Here is a 14,022-nt window from a genome sequence, read left to right on the forward strand (position 1 = left end):
AGTGCGCCTCGGCATCACCAGCCCGATCGTCACGCGGCTGCCGGGTGTCGCCGGTGAATGGGAGGCGACGGCGGGGATCGCCGAACTCGCCGAGATCGCTGCCGCCGCGGACGAACTGGGTTTCGAGTACCTGAGCTGCAGTGAACACGTGGCCGTGCCCGCCGAGATCGCCGCGCAGCGTGGTGGAACCTACTGGGACCCGTTGTCCACCTTCGGGTTTCTCGCCGGCCGAACCCGGAACATCCGGTTCCTCACCCAGGTGCTGGTCCTCGGCTACCATCATCCCCTGGCCATCGCGAAACGGTACGGAACCCTGGACGCCATCAGTGGTGGCCGCGTCACTCTCGGTGTCGGAGTCGGTTCGCTGCGTGAGGAGTTCGAGCTCCTCGGCGTCGAGTTCGAGGGCCGGGGCGAACGTGCCGACGATGCCCTGCGCGCTCTCCGGGCGTCGCTGTCGGCATCCGAGCCGGAGTATGAGGGCACCCATTACCGGTTCGGAGGACTGATCGTCGAACCGTGTGCGGTGCAAGAGCGTCTCCCGATCTGGGTGGGCGGGCGAACGCAGCGGTCGCTCCGCCGGGCAATCGATCTGGGAGATGGTTGGGTTCCGTTCGGGCTGAGTCGATCCCGACTCCGGGAGATGCTCGGATCGGTCGAGGTGCCGGACCGCTTCGAGATTGTTCTCGGTGCCGGGTCGCTCGATCCGGAGGACGCCGACGGCACCGCCGCCGAACTGGAGAAGACCCGCGCGGCCGGGGCGACGATCGTCGGCGTGACGATCCGGGCATCGTCGGCCGACCACTACATCAGCCAACTGCGACGGCTCGCGGAGCTGGCCGGACGGGAGGGATGATCACCGTGACAGTCGAACAGAGACTGGCGCAGCTCGAGGACACCGTGCGGCTTCTCGCCGACGAACGGGAGATCACGCGACTGGTCACCGCCTATGGGCCACTCGTGGACAGCGGGGACGCCGACGCGGTGGCCGCACTGTGGACACCGGACGGCATCTACGACGTCGACGGCCTCTTCATGCACGGCCGCGACGACATCGTCGCGATGGTCCGCTCCGATGCCCATCAGGGACTCATCACCCGTGGATGCACGCACCTCCAGGGCGCGGTCCACGTGAACGTCGAAGGCGACGAGGCGATCGCCGCGAGTCACTCACTCCTGGTCATCGCCGGTGACAAGGGCTTTCGTGTCGTCCGCGCGAGCGCGCACCACTGGAAGTTCGTGCGCACCGATGCGGGCTGGAAGGTCGCACGGCGAACGAGTCGTGCTCTCGACGGGACGCCGGACGCGCATCGACTCCTCAACCACGGGGTGCACGGGACCGACGTCGGGGACCGAAACGTGCCCTGAGTGCTCAGGAACGCCCGATGTGCGCCAGGAAGTCGCGCGCTGCACCGGCATTGGGTTGCGGACCCGACAACCACACCGCGCGCAACGGACGCTCGAGGTCGAGATCGTCGACCGGGATGCGGATCAGCCGGCGGTCGAGGTCGTCGGCGACCGACAGATTGCTGAGCACCGCCGGGCCGGCACCCGCGATGACCGCCGCGCGAACAGATGCCGTCGTCGACAATTCCAGCACCGGAGCGGTGACCTCGCGCGAGGGTCCCAGCGCTCGGGTCAGTGCGCGTTCGAAGAACTCGCGTGTGCCCGAACCCTCTTCGCGCGTCACCAGCGCGGTGTGGGCGAGGTCGGCGGCCACGATGCGACGGCGGACGCGTGTCCACGGATGACCGGGCGGCACGACGACGACCAGCTCGTCACGGGCGATCGTCCGGCTTCTGAGGCCCGGTGCCACGCGAGGTCCTTCGACGAACCCGAGTTCGACCTTCCCGTCGCGCACCAGCGTGCAGACCTGGTCGGAGTTGGCGGCGGTGAACGACACCTTCGGTGCGGGGTCGTGCTGGGCCGCGAACGACACGAGCCATCGCGGAAGGAGATGCTCGGCGACGGTGAGACTCGCGGCCAGTCGCAGCTGATCGCGTCGTTCCAGGCGCAGCGCGGAGAGCCCGGCATCGAATTCGCCTGCCAGTGTGAGCAATCGGTCCGCCCACTCGGCGACGAGGCGCCCGGCCTGAGTCGGTACCGATCCGCGCGGCGTTCGGGTCAGTAGTCCGACGCCGAGCTGGGTCTCCAACGCACGGATGCGTGCCGACACCGCCTGCTGGGTGATACCGAGCTCCGACGCCGCGGCATTGAGGCTGCCGGTGCCGACGACCGTCTGCAGGGTCTCCAGCGATGCGAGGTCGGGCATCCGGGGACTGAGCACCATCGACCGAGGGTACAACCGTTCGTGGTGCCCCGGCTACAAGCCGGGCTTGTATCCTGTCAACGATTCGGGTGCTACCGGCCGTCGGGCATCGCCGGGATCGTGGTGGACATGATCACGATGACCGCGTCGACGACCGGCATACCCGCCCGGACCACCTGGTTCCCGCCCAACTGGTTCGCGGCCGTGATGGGTACGGGGGTCATCGCGATCGCCGCGCACGGCCTACCGTGGCAACCGGCCGGTCTGAGTGCCGTGGCCGTCGGGTTCTGGCTGCTGGCCGGCATCGTCTTCGGAAGCGTGGTCGCGGCCACGATCGGCCACTGGAGGGCCGACCCGGACATCGCGCGCGGCCACCACGAGCACCACATCGTCGCGCATTTCTACGGAGCGGTGCCGATGGCGATCATGACCGTGGGGACCAGCACCCTCGTGGTGGGCGCCGGGATCGTCGGCCGGGACCTCGCCCTCGGCGTCGACGTCGTGTGCTGGATCGTCGGCACGGTCGGCGGCGTGGTCACCGCGCTGGTCATCCCGTATCGCCACCTGATCCTCGGTCGCGCCGGCGTCGACGACGCCTTCGGCGGCTGGTTGATGCCGGTCGTGCCGCCGATGGTGTCGGCGTCGGCCGCGGCGATCCTGTCGGGTCAGCTCGACCCCGGGTGGACGCGGGACCTGGTACTCGGCATCGGATGCGCGATGTTCGGTCTGGCGGTGCTCGCCGCCACGCCCATCCTGGTCACGCTCGTCCGGCGGTTCCGCACCGGGGACCACGGCGCCGCACACATGGTGCCGACCTGGTGGATCGTGCTGGGCCCGCTCGGGCAGTCGGTAACGGCGGCCTGCCTGCTCGCGCACGCGGCGCAGCACGCAGTGCCCGCGCCGGTCGCGGGTGCCATGCACGAGTTCGCGGTCGCTTACGGTCTGGCCGTCTGGGTGGCGGCAACGGCGTGGATCGGTGTCGCCACCCGGATCACCGTCCGCACGGCGCGCGCGGGGATGCCGTTCGCGATGACCTGGTGGTCGTTCACCTTCCCGGTGGGTACCTACGTGACCGGCTCTTCCGCGCTGATGCTCACCCTGGGCTGGACGGTGTTCGAGATCGCGGCGATCGCCGGGTTCTCGGTGCTGGTGGCCGCCTGGTTCGTCGTCGCCGCCCGGACCGCCCGAGGCGTCGTCTCCGGCGAACTCCTCCGCCTGCCGGCATAGTCCCGCGATCCGGGCGCTGTGTTGCGAGGCCGGTTGACGTTGCGAGGCGGGTTGACGTTGCGAGGACGGTTGACGCCTGCCGGGTACGACAGGATCATCGGAGACGCACCACCGGAAGGTCGCGCCCGGACACACCTGTGCCGAGCACCCAGCTACCGGAAGGAGTCCCCATGGCAGCCGCACAACCGTGGACCGAAGGAGAAGCGAACGACGCCGACGTCGTCGAGCAGACGATGCCGGCCGAGCCCGTCGACGAGGAGGCTCCCGCCGACTCCGAGTCCGAGTCCGAGTCCGAAGGTCCCGACATCGCCCTGGAAGCCAACGTCGCGGACGTCGTGGAACAAGCCACCGATGTCGGCCCCGACGACTCCGACGAATACCCGCCGGGCGATCGGTAGAGAACACGCGCACAAACGCGCATCACCTCTACCGATCGCGCCGTGTCACATCCCGGCCGGCGGGTGTCCCAAGCAGATCAGCGCGCCCATCGGGTCCTTGATCGCCGCGAGCGTCCCGTACGGGGTGTCCTCACCGGGCATCAGGATCTCACCCCCGAGGGATTCGACCTGCTTGACCGTCGCCGCCACGTCGTCGACGGTGATGTAGATCTGCCAGAACGACGGCACCTCCTCGGGAAACAGTTTGGCGGCGTCCATGATCCCGGCGTAGGACTCCTCGCCGTAGAAGATCTGTCCGTAGTGGTCGGGGCCGACCGCGTCGGGGTCGCCGCCGGTGCCGACCTCCTCGATCCGCGCGCCGAGCACCGTCCGGTAGAAGTCGAGCGATCTGGCGTAGTCCTTGGACTGACACTCGAACCAGTACGGGGTGCCGTGATCCCCGTACTCGGAGTACCCCTTGTGCTGATTCGGTTGCCAGAAGCCGATGACCGCGCCCGCCGGATCGGTCGCCACCATCATCGTGCCCTCCTCGCCGATCGGCATCGGTGGGACCATGATGCTGCCGCCGGCCTGTTCGACGGCGTTCGCGGTGGCGTTCGCGTCCTCGGTGTGCAGGTACACCGACCAGATGTTCGGCGGTCCGGCCTCCTCCATCGCAGGACTCAATCCGGCGACCGGCTTCCCGTTCTTGGTGAAGTTCCGGTACCCGCCGAACTCCTCGCTGGGTTCCTCGGTCTCCCACCCGAAGATCGCACCGTAGAACTGTTCGGCCTTCTCGGTGTCGCTGCTCATGAGGTCGAACCAGATCGGCGCCCCGGACGGGGCTGCGTACTCGGCCATGTTCTCGTGTCCCTTCGTTTGCCATGCGGAGTGTTGCTGAACGACTGAGGTGGAGACTCTCAGCGTCGCGCAAACTCATCGCTGCGACAGCGGGTTCGGGCGCTGACGGGAGATCGATACCGGGGCGTGATTTCGACACGGCTCCTCGCTGCGCTCGGTGCCGGCTCAATCAGCGGGGGAACGGCTCCTCGCTGCGCTCGGTGCCGGCTCGATCAGCGGGGGAACGGCTCCTCGCTGCGCTCGGTGCCGGCTCAATCAGCGGGGGTCACGCTCCTCTGCCGGCCGAGTAGCGCCGACGGAGCGAAGCGAGGACGCCGCGTATCGAGGTCGCTCGGTGTCGGCTCGATCAGCGAGGTCGGGGGGATGGCAACCTGGGTGGCATGACGACAGAATCGGGCATCGTCGCCAGACTTCGCGTTCTGGTGTGGCCTGCCGCCCTCGTCGGTGGACTCCTCCTGGTGCTATTCGCACAGGTGGAGTGGGGAAGCACCGACGAGGGCGTGCAACCGTCCATCACCGGGCTCGGACGGGTGACCGTCCCGGGGGCGAGCGATGAGGACGTGGCCTTCTTCTTCGAGGACAACACCGACCGGCCCGGTCTGAGCGTGGTCGTCCTCGGTGCGGTCATCGCAGTGGTCGCCGCGTTGGGGTGGTGGCGCGCACGTCTCCGTCCGGCGGCGATCGGTGTGATCGGCCTGGCCTCGGTCATCGCCGCGGCCGTCGGGATCCGGACGTTGGGTGATCCGGCCGCGCACCTGTTCTCCGACCGGGTCACCGAGGCCCTCGACCTCGAACTCCCGACGATGCAGCCCGGTTACGGACTGATCGGCACCGTGGTGGTCGCGGTGCTGTTGCTCGTCGTCGTGGGGTTCGCGGTGGTGACCTCGGTGTGGCCCGGACGGTCGCCTGATGCCGACCGGGTCAGCCGAAACGACGGATCGTCTTGATGGGTCCCATGTCCTTGACCTTGGTGAAGCCGATGGGTTTGCCGGTGGTGTAGGCGTTGAACAGTCGGCCGCCGCCGGCGTAGATGCCGACGTGTCCGGCGTCGCGGCCGAAGATGATGATGTCGCCGGGGGCGAGGGCGTTGAACGGGATCGCGTTGCCGACCTTCGCCTGTTGCTGGCTGGTCCGGGGCAGTTTGACGCCTGCGGTGTAGAACGCCCACTGCACCAGTCCGGAGCAGTCCCAGGAATGCGGTCCGGTGCCACCCCAGCGGTACGGCTTGCCGATCTGGGTCATCGACGCGGCGAGCGCGGTCAAGCCGGTGGGGGTGGGCACGGGGAGGTAGATCGGCACCGATCCCGTCGAATCGCTGGAGCCGGAACTGGACCCCGCTGCCGCGGCCTTTCCGGCATCAGCGAACGGCGAGCCGGCGAACGGTGCCGCGACAGCCAACGCGGCGGAAAGAGCAACAGCACAGGTGACCCGCGTACAGCGGGTTCGCAAATCGGACATGATGATCAGATTGGCGGACCGGATGCCCGCGTGTCGCCGATAGTTCTCGACGTGTGATGAAGGTGTGACCGTTGTGATGCGTGGGGCCAGTGTTAATCAATGTTCCACACGAGACTCACAATGGCATGTCACCAATATCCGTCGGGATCGGTCGTAGGCGATTCGGCGGGAATGATTCCCTCCGCGACGCCGTGATCGATACTCGCCGACAATCGGACGCAGGTCGGCATCATCGCACCCGGGAGCAGAGGTCCGTTCCCGTCGTCGCCGCCGGCACGCATCTGCTCGAGGCCGAGGCATCGACTCCGGGCGTCGGCGTTCCACTGCACGCTCGTGTGAAACGAGCTGGTCTTCTTGACCAGCACGCATGCGTGGCAGGCGCGGCATTCGATCTCGCGCATGCCGCCCTGCAGGTAGTGCTCGCGATCGCGCTGTGTTGCCGCATGGACCCGGGCCGCCCGGTCGGGATCGTCGCCGAAATCAGGCGCCTTGGCCCAGTGTGCTCGTGCTGCGGCCCGGGTCATCGTCAGACCTGTGCCTTCTCCGAGGAGTCCGCGGCGCCGTCCGGCGATGTCTCGGTCGCTGCCTTGTCGGACTCGGCCTTCTCGGCTTCCTGACGCCGGAGGTTCTCCTGGATCTCGGCGTTCCAGCTCTCGAGCGCCTTCGAGGTGTCGATCTCGTACTCGAACCGGCCGGTCATCTCATCGGTGACGTCGGCCTTGTCGACGTAGAACTGCTCATACCAGCGTCGGAGCTGGTACACCGGGCCGTCTTCCTCGACGAGGAGCGGGTTGTCGATGCGGGTCTTGTTCTTCCAGATCTCCACGTCCTGCAGGAAGCCGACCTCGACGCCGGAGCTGATCTTGGTCGCCATCTTCGCCGCCTGCTCGGCGGTGAGTCCTTCGGGAACCTTCGCCATCACGCCGTACATCAGGACGAAAGAGTTCTCGTCGATCGGGTAATGGCAATTCGTCAGAATCGTCTCGACGGCGTAACCGCCGTAGTACTGGACCATCGGGTTCAGCATGTAAGACGGTCCGTAATAGGCGGCGATCGATTCGAGCCGGCTGTCGCCGTAGTTGGTGCCGAGCGTGACATCAGGGCGCCCATGCGAATTCATGTACTGGGCGGCGATCTCGCCCTCGAAGACATTCTTGAAATAGTCCGGCAAAGCGAAATGCACGTAGTAGAAGTGCGCCATGTCGACGACGTTGTCGATGATCTCGCGACAGTTGGAGCCCTCGATGACGATCCGATTCCACGTCCAGTCGGTCCACTCCTCGGAGCCGAACTCGGCCAGCTCGGGGATGATGACCTCGTCCGGCGGCGGGTTGCCCTCGGGGTCGTTGTAGACGAAGACCTGACCGTTGCGGACCATCGACGGCCACGACCGTGTCTTGGCCAGCTTGGGGTTGCGCTTGGCATACGGCACGCCGGCGCAGCGGCCGTTGCCCTTCCAGAGCCAACCGTGGAACGGGCACGCGACGTTGTCGCCGGACAGCTTGCCCTGCGAGAGGTCACCGCCCATGTGGCGGCAGAAGGCGTCGAGGATGTTCAGCTCACCCTTGGTGTCGACCCAGACGACGAGTTTGGTGCCGAAGACCTGGACGGAGTGGGGTTCGCCGTCGTCGTACTCGCTCTTCAGGCCCAGGCAATGCCACCCGCGGGCGAACCGGGTGGGCGGCGCGCCGGTGTCGATCTCCCGGATACCCACCTCGGTGTCGGGTGCAGATGACATAAGCCCTCTCCTGTCTGTGACTGGTGTCGCATCGAACCTCTGCTGCCAATACTAGAACACGTTTCAAAAACTTTGGACGGATCGTCCCCCAGATCGGCGATAGGTGCTGTACATGGGCATAAAGTCCCAGTGCTCGACAGAAATGAGAACGTGTTCTAATCTCGAACTCGATGAGTAAGCGGTCGGTACATCCGGCCGAGGGAGAGACAGGTAGGAGCAGGCGAGATGCCAGCACAACGGAGCGAAGCCGCCGAGCAGGTCCTGGAGAAGATCAACGCGCTGCTCCCGGAGATCGAACAGCGTGCACAGGCCACCGAAGATCTGCGTCGAATCCCCGACGAGACCGTGTCCAGCCTCGAGACGGCCGGCTTCTTCAGGCTGATGCAGCCCGAGCAGTGGGGTGGATACCAGGTCGATCCGGTGACCTTCTACGAGGCCGTGCGACGCATCGCCTCGGCATGCGGGTCGACGGGTTGGGTGTCGGGCATCATCGGCATCCACAACTGGCACCTGGCGCTCTTCGACCAGCAGGCGCAGGAAGATGTCTGGGGCAAGGACACCAACGTCCGCATCTCGTCGTCGTACGCGCCGATGGGTATGGGTGAGGTCGTCGACGGCGGCTACAAGGTCAACGGGTCGTGGGCCTGGTCGTCGGGCTGCGACACCGCCGACTGGGTGTTCGTCGGCGGTCCGGTCATCAAGAACGGCAAGCCGGTCGACTTCGTCAGCTTCCTGATCCCGCGCGAGGACTACACGATCAAGGACGTGTGGAACGTCGTCGGTCTGCGCGGCACCGGGTCCAACACCATCGAGGTCAAGGACGTCTTCGTGCCCCGCCACCGCATGCTCAGCATGCGCACGATGTCGATGGGGCAGAGCCCGGGCCTCGAGCAGAACACCGCGCCGGTATACAAGATGCCCTGGGGCACAATCCATCCGAGTACCATCGCGACGCCGATCGTCGGCATGGCCTTCGGCGCCTACCATGCTCACGTCGAACATCAGGGCAAGCGTGTCCGCGCCGCCTACGCCGGGGAGAAGGCCAAGGACGATCCGTTTGCCAAGGTCCGGATCGCCGAGGCCGCCAGCGACATCGACGCCGCATGGCGACAGCTGTCGGGCAACCTGCAGGCCGAATACGACCTGATCCTCGCCGGGGAGGAGATCCCGATGGAACTGCGTCTGTCGGCCCGTCGCGACCAGGTGCGCGCCACCGGTCGTGCGATCTCCGCCATCGACCGTCTCTTCGAGAACTCGGGCGCCCACGCGCTGGAGAACGGGACCCCGATCCAGCGCTTCTGGCGGGACGCCCACGCCGGCCGCGTGCACGCCGCCAATGACCCGGAACGCGCCTACGTCGCATACGGCAACGGCGAGTTCGGGATTCCCATCGGCGACACGATGGTATAGGCATTCCGTTCGTGACGCGACGAGACAACAGGAGTCGAGCAGATGAGTGACAGTCCGATCCGTTCATTGGGATACATGAGGATCGAGGCGACCGACGTCGAGGCGTGGCGCACCTACGGTCTCAAGGTCCTCGGCATGATCGAGGGCTCCGGACTGACCGAGGGCGCGCTCTACCTGCGGATGGACGATTTTCCCGCCCGCCTGGTCATCGTGCCCGCCGAACACGACCGCCTGTCCTGTGCAGGTTGGGAGGTCGCGAATGCCGCTGCGCTACAGGAGGTCCGCGACCGACTGGCTGCCGCGCACGTCGTCTTCCGCGAAGGCAAGGACGAGGAGATCGCCGATCGTCGCGTCGCCGAGATGATCGTGTTCGACGATCCCGCCGGCAACACCCTCGAGGTGTTCCACGGGGCCGCGCTCGAGCACCGTCGCATCGTCAGCCCGTACGGCCACCGTTTCGTCACCGAGGAGCAGGGGCTCGGCCACGTCGTCCTCACCTGTGAGGACGACAAGGCGGCTCTCGAGTTCTACCGAGACGTATTGGGATTCAAGCTCCGCGACTCGATGCGCCTGCCCCCGCAGGTCGTCGGACGCGAAGAGGGCGACGAGGTGCCGTGGCTGCGCTTCCTCGGCTGCAACCCGCGTCATCACTCGTTGGCGTTCCTGCCGATCCCCAACAGCACCGGCATCGTCCACCTGATGGTGGAGGTCGAGAACTCCGACGACGTGGGGCTCTGCCTAGACCGCGCACTGCGCAAGAAGGTGCCGATGTCGGCGACGCTCGGCCGGCACGTCAACGACCTGATGCTCTCCTTCTACATGAAGACGCCGGGCGGTTTCGACGTCGAGTTCGGTTGCGAGGGAAGAACGGTCAACGACGATGAGTGGATCGCACGCGAGAGCACCGCGGTCAGTCTCTGGGGGCATGACTTCAGCGTCGGGTTCAAGAACTGACATGGCCCAGACGCCATACGGGTCGGCGGAGTTCGACTCCCGGCAGTTCCGTACCGCGATGGGGCAGTTCTGCACCGGTGTCACGGTCATCACGACACTCGACGACGACGGCAAACCGGTCGGGTTCGCCTGCCAGTCCTTCGCTGCGCTGTCCCTCGACCCGCCACTCGTGCTGTTCTGCCCGATGAAGACCTCGCGGAGCTGGAAGGTCATCGAACGAACCGGCAAGTTCTGCGTCAACGTGCTGTCCAACCGGCAGGAGGACGTGAGCGCGGCCTTCGGCGCCCCGGGTGACGACAAGTTCGCCAACATCATCTGGGACCCGTCACCGGCCGGTCTGCCGGTCATCCGGCATGGACTGACCTGGGTCGAGTGCGACGTCGAACGGGTGACCGACGGCGGCGATCACCACATCGTCATCGGCCGTGCGCTCACGCTCGGAGAGGTGTTGCAGGACAAGCCGTTGCTCTTCTATCGGGGCGGCTACCTGTCGACGGAGCATCCGCGGGTGACACCGGCTCAGGCCGAACTCGAGAACTTCCTCACGTGGACGGGCGGAGACACCTGGCTATGAGCTCGCGAGAGATCGCAGTACCGAAGGACATCACGAAACCCCTCACCGATTCGATAGCCGAGGCCGAGAGGCTGATCGCCTCCGCGGAGTTCGCGGAGACGGAGCAGGATCTCGCCGAGGGCTACGATTACCTCGCGGGCAGCATCGCCGCGATCATCCAGTTGGTCCGCGGCCGGTCCCTGTCGCATCCGAACTTCGTGACCTCGACCGGACCGTCGACCAAGATGGGCTTGGACAACCCGGACACGCTCTATTACCACGCGGATGTCGAGCCGACCGGAACCTATCTGGTCCGCGGACGCCGGGGTACCACAACCGATCTCAGCTTCCAGGTCCTGCGCGGCGACTACACGCCGTCCGCGGTGCCCGGCGGGGAGGACGCCTTCGACGACCGTCGCCTGACCATCGCCGACGACGGCACGTTCGAGCTGACCTTCGGTCCGGTGATTCCCGACCCGCCCGACAACTATTTCGCCCTCGGTGAGGGGGCGTCGATGCTGGCGGTCCGCGAAGTGTATTCCGACTGGACCGAGCGCAAGGGCTCGATCACGATCGAACGTGTCGACACGGTCGGGACCGCGCCGGACGAGGCCGATCTCGCCCGCGTCGCACGCCGGTACGCGACCGCGGGAAAGATGCTGACCGCTCGCATCAACACCTGGTTCAATTTTCCCAAGTGGTTCTACCTCGACGAACCGGTCAACACCTTCACGCCGCCCCGCCAGACCCCGGGCGGGTTGAGCACTCAGTTCTCGTCGGTGGGCCACTACCGGTTGGGTCCCGACGAGGCGATGGTGATCTCCATCCCGAAATCCGATGCGCCCTATCAGGGATTCCAGCTCGGCAGTATGTGGTACATCTCGCTCGACTACGTCAACCACCAGACGAGCCTCAATTCCGCACAGGCGCAGGTCGATCCGGACGGCGTGATCCGGATGGTCGTGTCCCACCGCGATCCCGGCGTCGCCAACTGGATCGAGACGACCGGCCGTCAGCAGGGCATCCTCCAGTTCCGCTGGCAGCGCAGCGACTCGCCGATCGGACCGGAGCTCGGACCGAGCGCGACGGTCGTCGGCATCGACGAGGTGGCCGCGCACCTGCCGCACCTCGAACACAACAAGATCGATCAGGCCGGATGGTCAGAGCGGATCGCGGCACGGCAACGCGCATTCGCCGAGAGGATGCTGGGATGAGTGCTGGAGCGGGCCTTCTCGACGGCAAGGTGGTCGTCGTCTCGGGTGTGGGTCCGGGGCTGGGGCGTTCGATCTGTCATCGCGCCGCCGCCGAGGGTGCGCGGGTGGTGCTCGCCGCACGTACCGAATCACGGTTGAAAGAGGTTGCCGCGGAGATCGATGCCGCGGGAGGCACGAGCCTCGTCGTTCCCACCGACATCACCGACGACACCGCCGTCGACAACCTGGTGGCCACCACGCTCGCCGAGTTCGGCCGGGTGGACGTCCTGGTCAACAACGCTTTCGCCCTGCCGTCGATGAAACCGCTGGGCCGCACGGACTTCGACCAGATCACCAACAGCATCGAGGTGACGGTCGTCGGGACGCTGCGGGTCATCAAGTCGTTCACCGATGCGCTCGCCGAGTCGGACGGGTCGATCGTGAACATCAACTCGATGGTCATCCGGCACTCGGAACCGCGGTACGGCAGCTACAAGATCGCCAAGTCGGCCCTGCTCGCCATGTCGCAAACGCTGGCGTCGGAGCTGGGGGAGCGGGGTGTTCGCATCAATTCGGTGGCGCCGGGCTACATCTGGGACGACCAGCTCAAGTGGTACTTCGGCGAGGTTGCCAAGAAGTACGGGATCACCCCCGAGCAGGTCTACGAGCAGACCGCGTCGAAATCCGATCTCAAACGACTGCCCGAGCCGGACGAGATCGCCGATGCCGTCGTGTTTCTCGCCTCGCCGATGGCGCGGGCGATCACCGGGCACACCCTGGACGTGAATTGCGGTGAATACCATGACTAGTGCGCAGCGGACCGACGTCGGGACCATCGAAGACCTGCACGCGTCGGCCACCCGTGCGACCGGTCTCGAGGACTTCGGCGGCACCGACTACCTCGAGCCGCTGGGGATCCTGCTCGACTCCTACCGTTCCGAGGCCGGGCTGACCGAGCTGGGCAGCAAGATGTTCCGCTTCTTCCTGAAGGGGGCGCTCGTCGCCAGGCTGCTGAGCGAGGCGTCGTGGAAGGCGAACCCGGAACACACCGACGTCGAGATAACCCGGCCGATCTTCGTGACCGGCCTCCCGCGTACGGGAACGACTGCCCTGCACCGGCTCCTGGCCGCGGACCCGGCTCACCAGGGACTCGAGATGTGGCTCGCGGAGTTCCCACAGCCGCGGCCTCCCCGCGACACGTGGACCGACAACCCGGTGTACCAGCAGATCCAGACCGGTTTCGAGCAGCACCACGTCGAGAACCCGGAGTTCATGGGCCTGCACTACATGGACGCGGGCGAGGTCGAGGAATGCTGGCAGCTGTTGCGGCAGAGCGTCACCTCGATCTCCTACGAGTCGCTCGCCCACATCCCGACCTACTCGCGCTGGCTTGCCCAGCAGGACTGGACGCCGGCGTACCTGCGCCATCGCAAGAACCTGCAGCTGATCGGCCTCAACGATCCGGGCAAGCGGTGGGTGCTCAAGAACCCGAGTCACCTGTTCGCGCTCGACGCCCTGATGGCCGCCTACCCGGATGCGCTGGTGATCCAGACGCACCGCGCGCCCAGCACCATCATCGCGTCGATGTGTAGTCTCGCCGAGCACGCCACCCCCGACTGGTCGACGACCTTCACCGGCGACCAGATCGGACAGGATCAGCTCGAACTGTGGTCACGGGGGTTGCGCGAGTTCTCCCGCGCCCGTGCGAAATACGATCCCGCACAGTTCCTCGACATCGACTTCGCCGACCTCCGCTCGGACCCGATGGGCACCGTCGAACGCGTCTACGCGGCTCTCGACACCCCCATGTCCGACGCGGCCCGCGGCGCGGTGACCGCACTCGACGAGGAGAGCAAGGCCGGGGCCCGGAAACCGCAGCACCGCTACCAGCTCGCCGACTACGGGCTCGACGAGGCGATGGTCGAGGCGGCGTTCGGCGAATAGCGGAACGTTCCCGCCGTCGATTGCCGCGCGCGGGAGACCGG

General features: G+C 66.6%; 16 protein-coding genes. 11 read left to right on the top strand and 5 right to left on the bottom strand.

The window, feature by feature from the left end; translation table 11 throughout:
* The first annotated feature begins 1 nt into the window (after position 1).
* Positions 2 to 853 (top strand): LLM class F420-dependent oxidoreductase, encoded by an 852-nt coding sequence (locus NWF34_RS06795; RefSeq protein WP_258324470.1) that lies wholly within the window; start codon positions 2 to 4, stop codon positions 851 to 853.
* Complete coding sequence (locus NWF34_RS06800) at positions 850 to 1,365, top strand: nuclear transport factor 2 family protein (protein ID WP_375295629.1); 516 nt, start codon at positions 850 to 852, stop codon at positions 1,363 to 1,365. The genes NWF34_RS06795 and NWF34_RS06800 overlap by 4 nt, the downstream gene beginning before the upstream one ends.
* A gap of 4 nt (positions 1,366 to 1,369) precedes the next feature.
* Here the strand turns inward: NWF34_RS06800 and NWF34_RS06805 are convergent, their stop codons facing one another.
* Entirely contained in the window at positions 1,370 to 2,287 is a 918-nt protein-coding gene (locus tag NWF34_RS06805) for a LysR family transcriptional regulator (RefSeq protein ID WP_258324472.1), read from the bottom strand.
* Between the two features lie 108 nt (positions 2,288 to 2,395).
* On the opposite strand from NWF34_RS06805, the gene NWF34_RS06810 reads away from it, so the two are divergent.
* Positions 2,396 to 3,493: a TDT family transporter gene (locus NWF34_RS06810; protein ID WP_258324473.1), complete on the top strand. Its 1,098-nt coding sequence runs from the start codon at positions 2,396 to 2,398 to the stop codon at positions 3,491 to 3,493.
* Positions 3,494 to 3,663: 170 nt separating this feature from the next.
* Complete coding sequence (locus NWF34_RS06815; protein WP_006435744.1) at positions 3,664 to 3,891, top strand: hypothetical protein; 228 nt, start codon at positions 3,664 to 3,666, stop codon at positions 3,889 to 3,891.
* Between the two features lie 45 nt (positions 3,892 to 3,936).
* On the opposite strand, the gene NWF34_RS06820 is transcribed toward NWF34_RS06815, so the two are convergent.
* The gene (locus NWF34_RS06820) at positions 3,937 to 4,731 is read right to left on the bottom strand and encodes a VOC family protein (protein WP_258324474.1); all 795 of its coding nucleotides are present in this window, start codon (positions 4,729 to 4,731) and stop codon (positions 3,937 to 3,939) included.
* 380 nt (positions 4,732 to 5,111) lie between these two features.
* Here NWF34_RS06820 and NWF34_RS06825 point away from each other — a divergent pair, with 380 nt between their 5' ends.
* A complete protein-coding gene (locus NWF34_RS06825) occupies positions 5,112 to 5,678 on the top strand; it encodes a hypothetical protein (RefSeq protein ID WP_258324475.1) in 567 nt (188 codons plus the stop codon).
* On the opposite strand, the gene NWF34_RS06830 is transcribed toward NWF34_RS06825, so the two are convergent.
* The 3 genes from NWF34_RS06830 to NWF34_RS06840 all read right to left on the bottom strand — a co-directional run bounded on the left by NWF34_RS06830 (position 5,653) and on the right by NWF34_RS06840 (position 7,927).
* Positions 5,653 to 6,189 (bottom strand): C40 family peptidase, encoded by a 537-nt coding sequence (locus tag NWF34_RS06830; protein WP_258324476.1) that lies wholly within the window; start codon positions 6,187 to 6,189, stop codon positions 5,653 to 5,655. The two genes, NWF34_RS06825 and NWF34_RS06830, sit on opposite strands and share 26 nt — an antisense overlap.
* A gap of 128 nt (positions 6,190 to 6,317) precedes the next feature.
* Positions 6,318 to 6,713 carry a hypothetical protein gene (locus tag NWF34_RS06835; protein ID WP_006435739.1) on the bottom strand — a complete coding sequence of 132 codons (396 nt, stop codon included), beginning with the start codon at positions 6,711 to 6,713 and terminating at the stop codon, positions 6,318 to 6,320.
* Positions 6,714 to 6,715: 2 nt separating this feature from the next.
* Positions 6,716 to 7,927 carry an aromatic ring-hydroxylating dioxygenase subunit alpha gene (locus NWF34_RS06840; RefSeq protein ID WP_258324477.1) on the bottom strand — a complete coding sequence of 404 codons (1,212 nt, stop codon included), beginning with the start codon at positions 7,925 to 7,927 and terminating at the stop codon, positions 6,716 to 6,718.
* Between the two features lie 225 nt (positions 7,928 to 8,152).
* On the opposite strand from NWF34_RS06840, the gene hsaA reads away from it, so the two are divergent.
* The 6 genes from hsaA to NWF34_RS06870 are packed head-to-tail and all read left to right on the top strand — an operon-like array spanning position 8,153 to position 13,981.
* On the top strand, positions 8,153 to 9,337 hold the full coding sequence (gene hsaA, locus NWF34_RS06845; RefSeq protein ID WP_258324478.1) for a 3-hydroxy-9,10-secoandrosta-1,3,5(10)-triene-9,17-dione monooxygenase oxygenase subunit: 1,185 nt from the start codon (positions 8,153 to 8,155) through the stop codon (positions 9,335 to 9,337).
* Between the two features lie 42 nt (positions 9,338 to 9,379).
* Complete coding sequence (gene hsaC, locus NWF34_RS06850) at positions 9,380 to 10,291, top strand: iron-dependent extradiol dioxygenase HsaC (RefSeq protein ID WP_006435736.1); 912 nt, start codon at positions 9,380 to 9,382, stop codon at positions 10,289 to 10,291.
* A 1-nt stretch (position 10,292) separates the two neighbouring features.
* Positions 10,293 to 10,865 carry a 3-hydroxy-9,10-secoandrosta-1,3,5(10)-triene-9,17-dione monooxygenase reductase subunit gene (gene hsaB, locus NWF34_RS06855; protein WP_258324479.1) on the top strand — a complete coding sequence of 191 codons (573 nt, stop codon included), beginning with the start codon at positions 10,293 to 10,295 and terminating at the stop codon, positions 10,863 to 10,865.
* The gene (locus tag NWF34_RS06860; protein ID WP_258324480.1) at positions 10,862 to 12,058 is read left to right on the top strand and encodes a hypothetical protein; all 1,197 of its coding nucleotides are present in this window, start codon (positions 10,862 to 10,864) and stop codon (positions 12,056 to 12,058) included. Before hsaB ends, NWF34_RS06860 begins: the two co-directional genes overlap by 4 nt.
* Positions 12,055 to 12,846, top strand: a complete 792-nt coding sequence (locus NWF34_RS06865) for an SDR family oxidoreductase (protein WP_258324481.1) — start codon at positions 12,055 to 12,057, stop codon at positions 12,844 to 12,846. The genes NWF34_RS06860 and NWF34_RS06865 overlap by 4 nt, the downstream gene beginning before the upstream one ends.
* Positions 12,839 to 13,981 (top strand): sulfotransferase, encoded by a 1,143-nt coding sequence (locus NWF34_RS06870; RefSeq protein ID WP_258324482.1) that lies wholly within the window; start codon positions 12,839 to 12,841, stop codon positions 13,979 to 13,981. The genes NWF34_RS06865 and NWF34_RS06870 overlap by 8 nt, the downstream gene beginning before the upstream one ends.
* The last annotated feature ends 41 nt before the right edge of the window (positions 13,982 to 14,022 follow it).

It is taken from the genome of Gordonia sp. GONU, from assembly GCF_024733855.1.
Taxonomy (GTDB): Bacteria; Actinomycetota; Actinomycetes; order Mycobacteriales; family Mycobacteriaceae; genus Gordonia; species Gordonia amicalis.

Excerpts from the sequence above, each read along its gene's own strand:
- NWF34_RS06800 (WP_375295629.1), top strand. The coding sequence starts at position 850 with ATGATCACCGTGACAGTCGAACAGAGACTGGCGCAGCTCGAGGACACC.
- NWF34_RS06805 (WP_258324472.1), bottom strand. The coding sequence starts at position 2,287 with ATGGTGCTCAGTCCCCGGATGCCCGACCTCGCATCGCTGGAGACCCTG.
- NWF34_RS06810 (WP_258324473.1), top strand. The coding sequence starts at position 2,396 with ATGATCACGATGACCGCGTCGACGACCGGCATACCCGCCCGGACCACC.
- NWF34_RS06815 (WP_006435744.1), top strand. The coding sequence starts at position 3,664 with ATGGCAGCCGCACAACCGTGGACCGAAGGAGAAGCGAACGACGCCGAC.
- NWF34_RS06820 (WP_258324474.1), bottom strand. The coding sequence starts at position 4,731 with ATGGCCGAGTACGCAGCCCCGTCCGGGGCGCCGATCTGGTTCGACCTC.
- NWF34_RS06825 (WP_258324475.1), top strand. The coding sequence starts at position 5,112 with ATGACGACAGAATCGGGCATCGTCGCCAGACTTCGCGTTCTGGTGTGG.
- NWF34_RS06830 (WP_258324476.1), bottom strand. The coding sequence starts at position 6,189 with ATGTCCGATTTGCGAACCCGCTGTACGCGGGTCACCTGTGCTGTTGCT.
- NWF34_RS06835 (WP_006435739.1), bottom strand. The coding sequence starts at position 6,713 with ATGACCCGGGCCGCAGCACGAGCACACTGGGCCAAGGCGCCTGATTTC.
- NWF34_RS06840 (WP_258324477.1), bottom strand. The coding sequence starts at position 7,927 with ATGTCATCTGCACCCGACACCGAGGTGGGTATCCGGGAGATCGACACC.
- hsaA (WP_258324478.1), top strand. The coding sequence starts at position 8,153 with ATGCCAGCACAACGGAGCGAAGCCGCCGAGCAGGTCCTGGAGAAGATC.
- hsaC (WP_006435736.1), top strand. The coding sequence starts at position 9,380 with ATGAGTGACAGTCCGATCCGTTCATTGGGATACATGAGGATCGAGGCG.
- hsaB (WP_258324479.1), top strand. The coding sequence starts at position 10,293 with ATGGCCCAGACGCCATACGGGTCGGCGGAGTTCGACTCCCGGCAGTTC.
- NWF34_RS06860 (WP_258324480.1), top strand. The coding sequence starts at position 10,862 with ATGAGCTCGCGAGAGATCGCAGTACCGAAGGACATCACGAAACCCCTC.
- NWF34_RS06865 (WP_258324481.1), top strand. The coding sequence starts at position 12,055 with ATGAGTGCTGGAGCGGGCCTTCTCGACGGCAAGGTGGTCGTCGTCTCG.
- NWF34_RS06870 (WP_258324482.1), top strand. The coding sequence starts at position 12,839 with ATGACTAGTGCGCAGCGGACCGACGTCGGGACCATCGAAGACCTGCAC.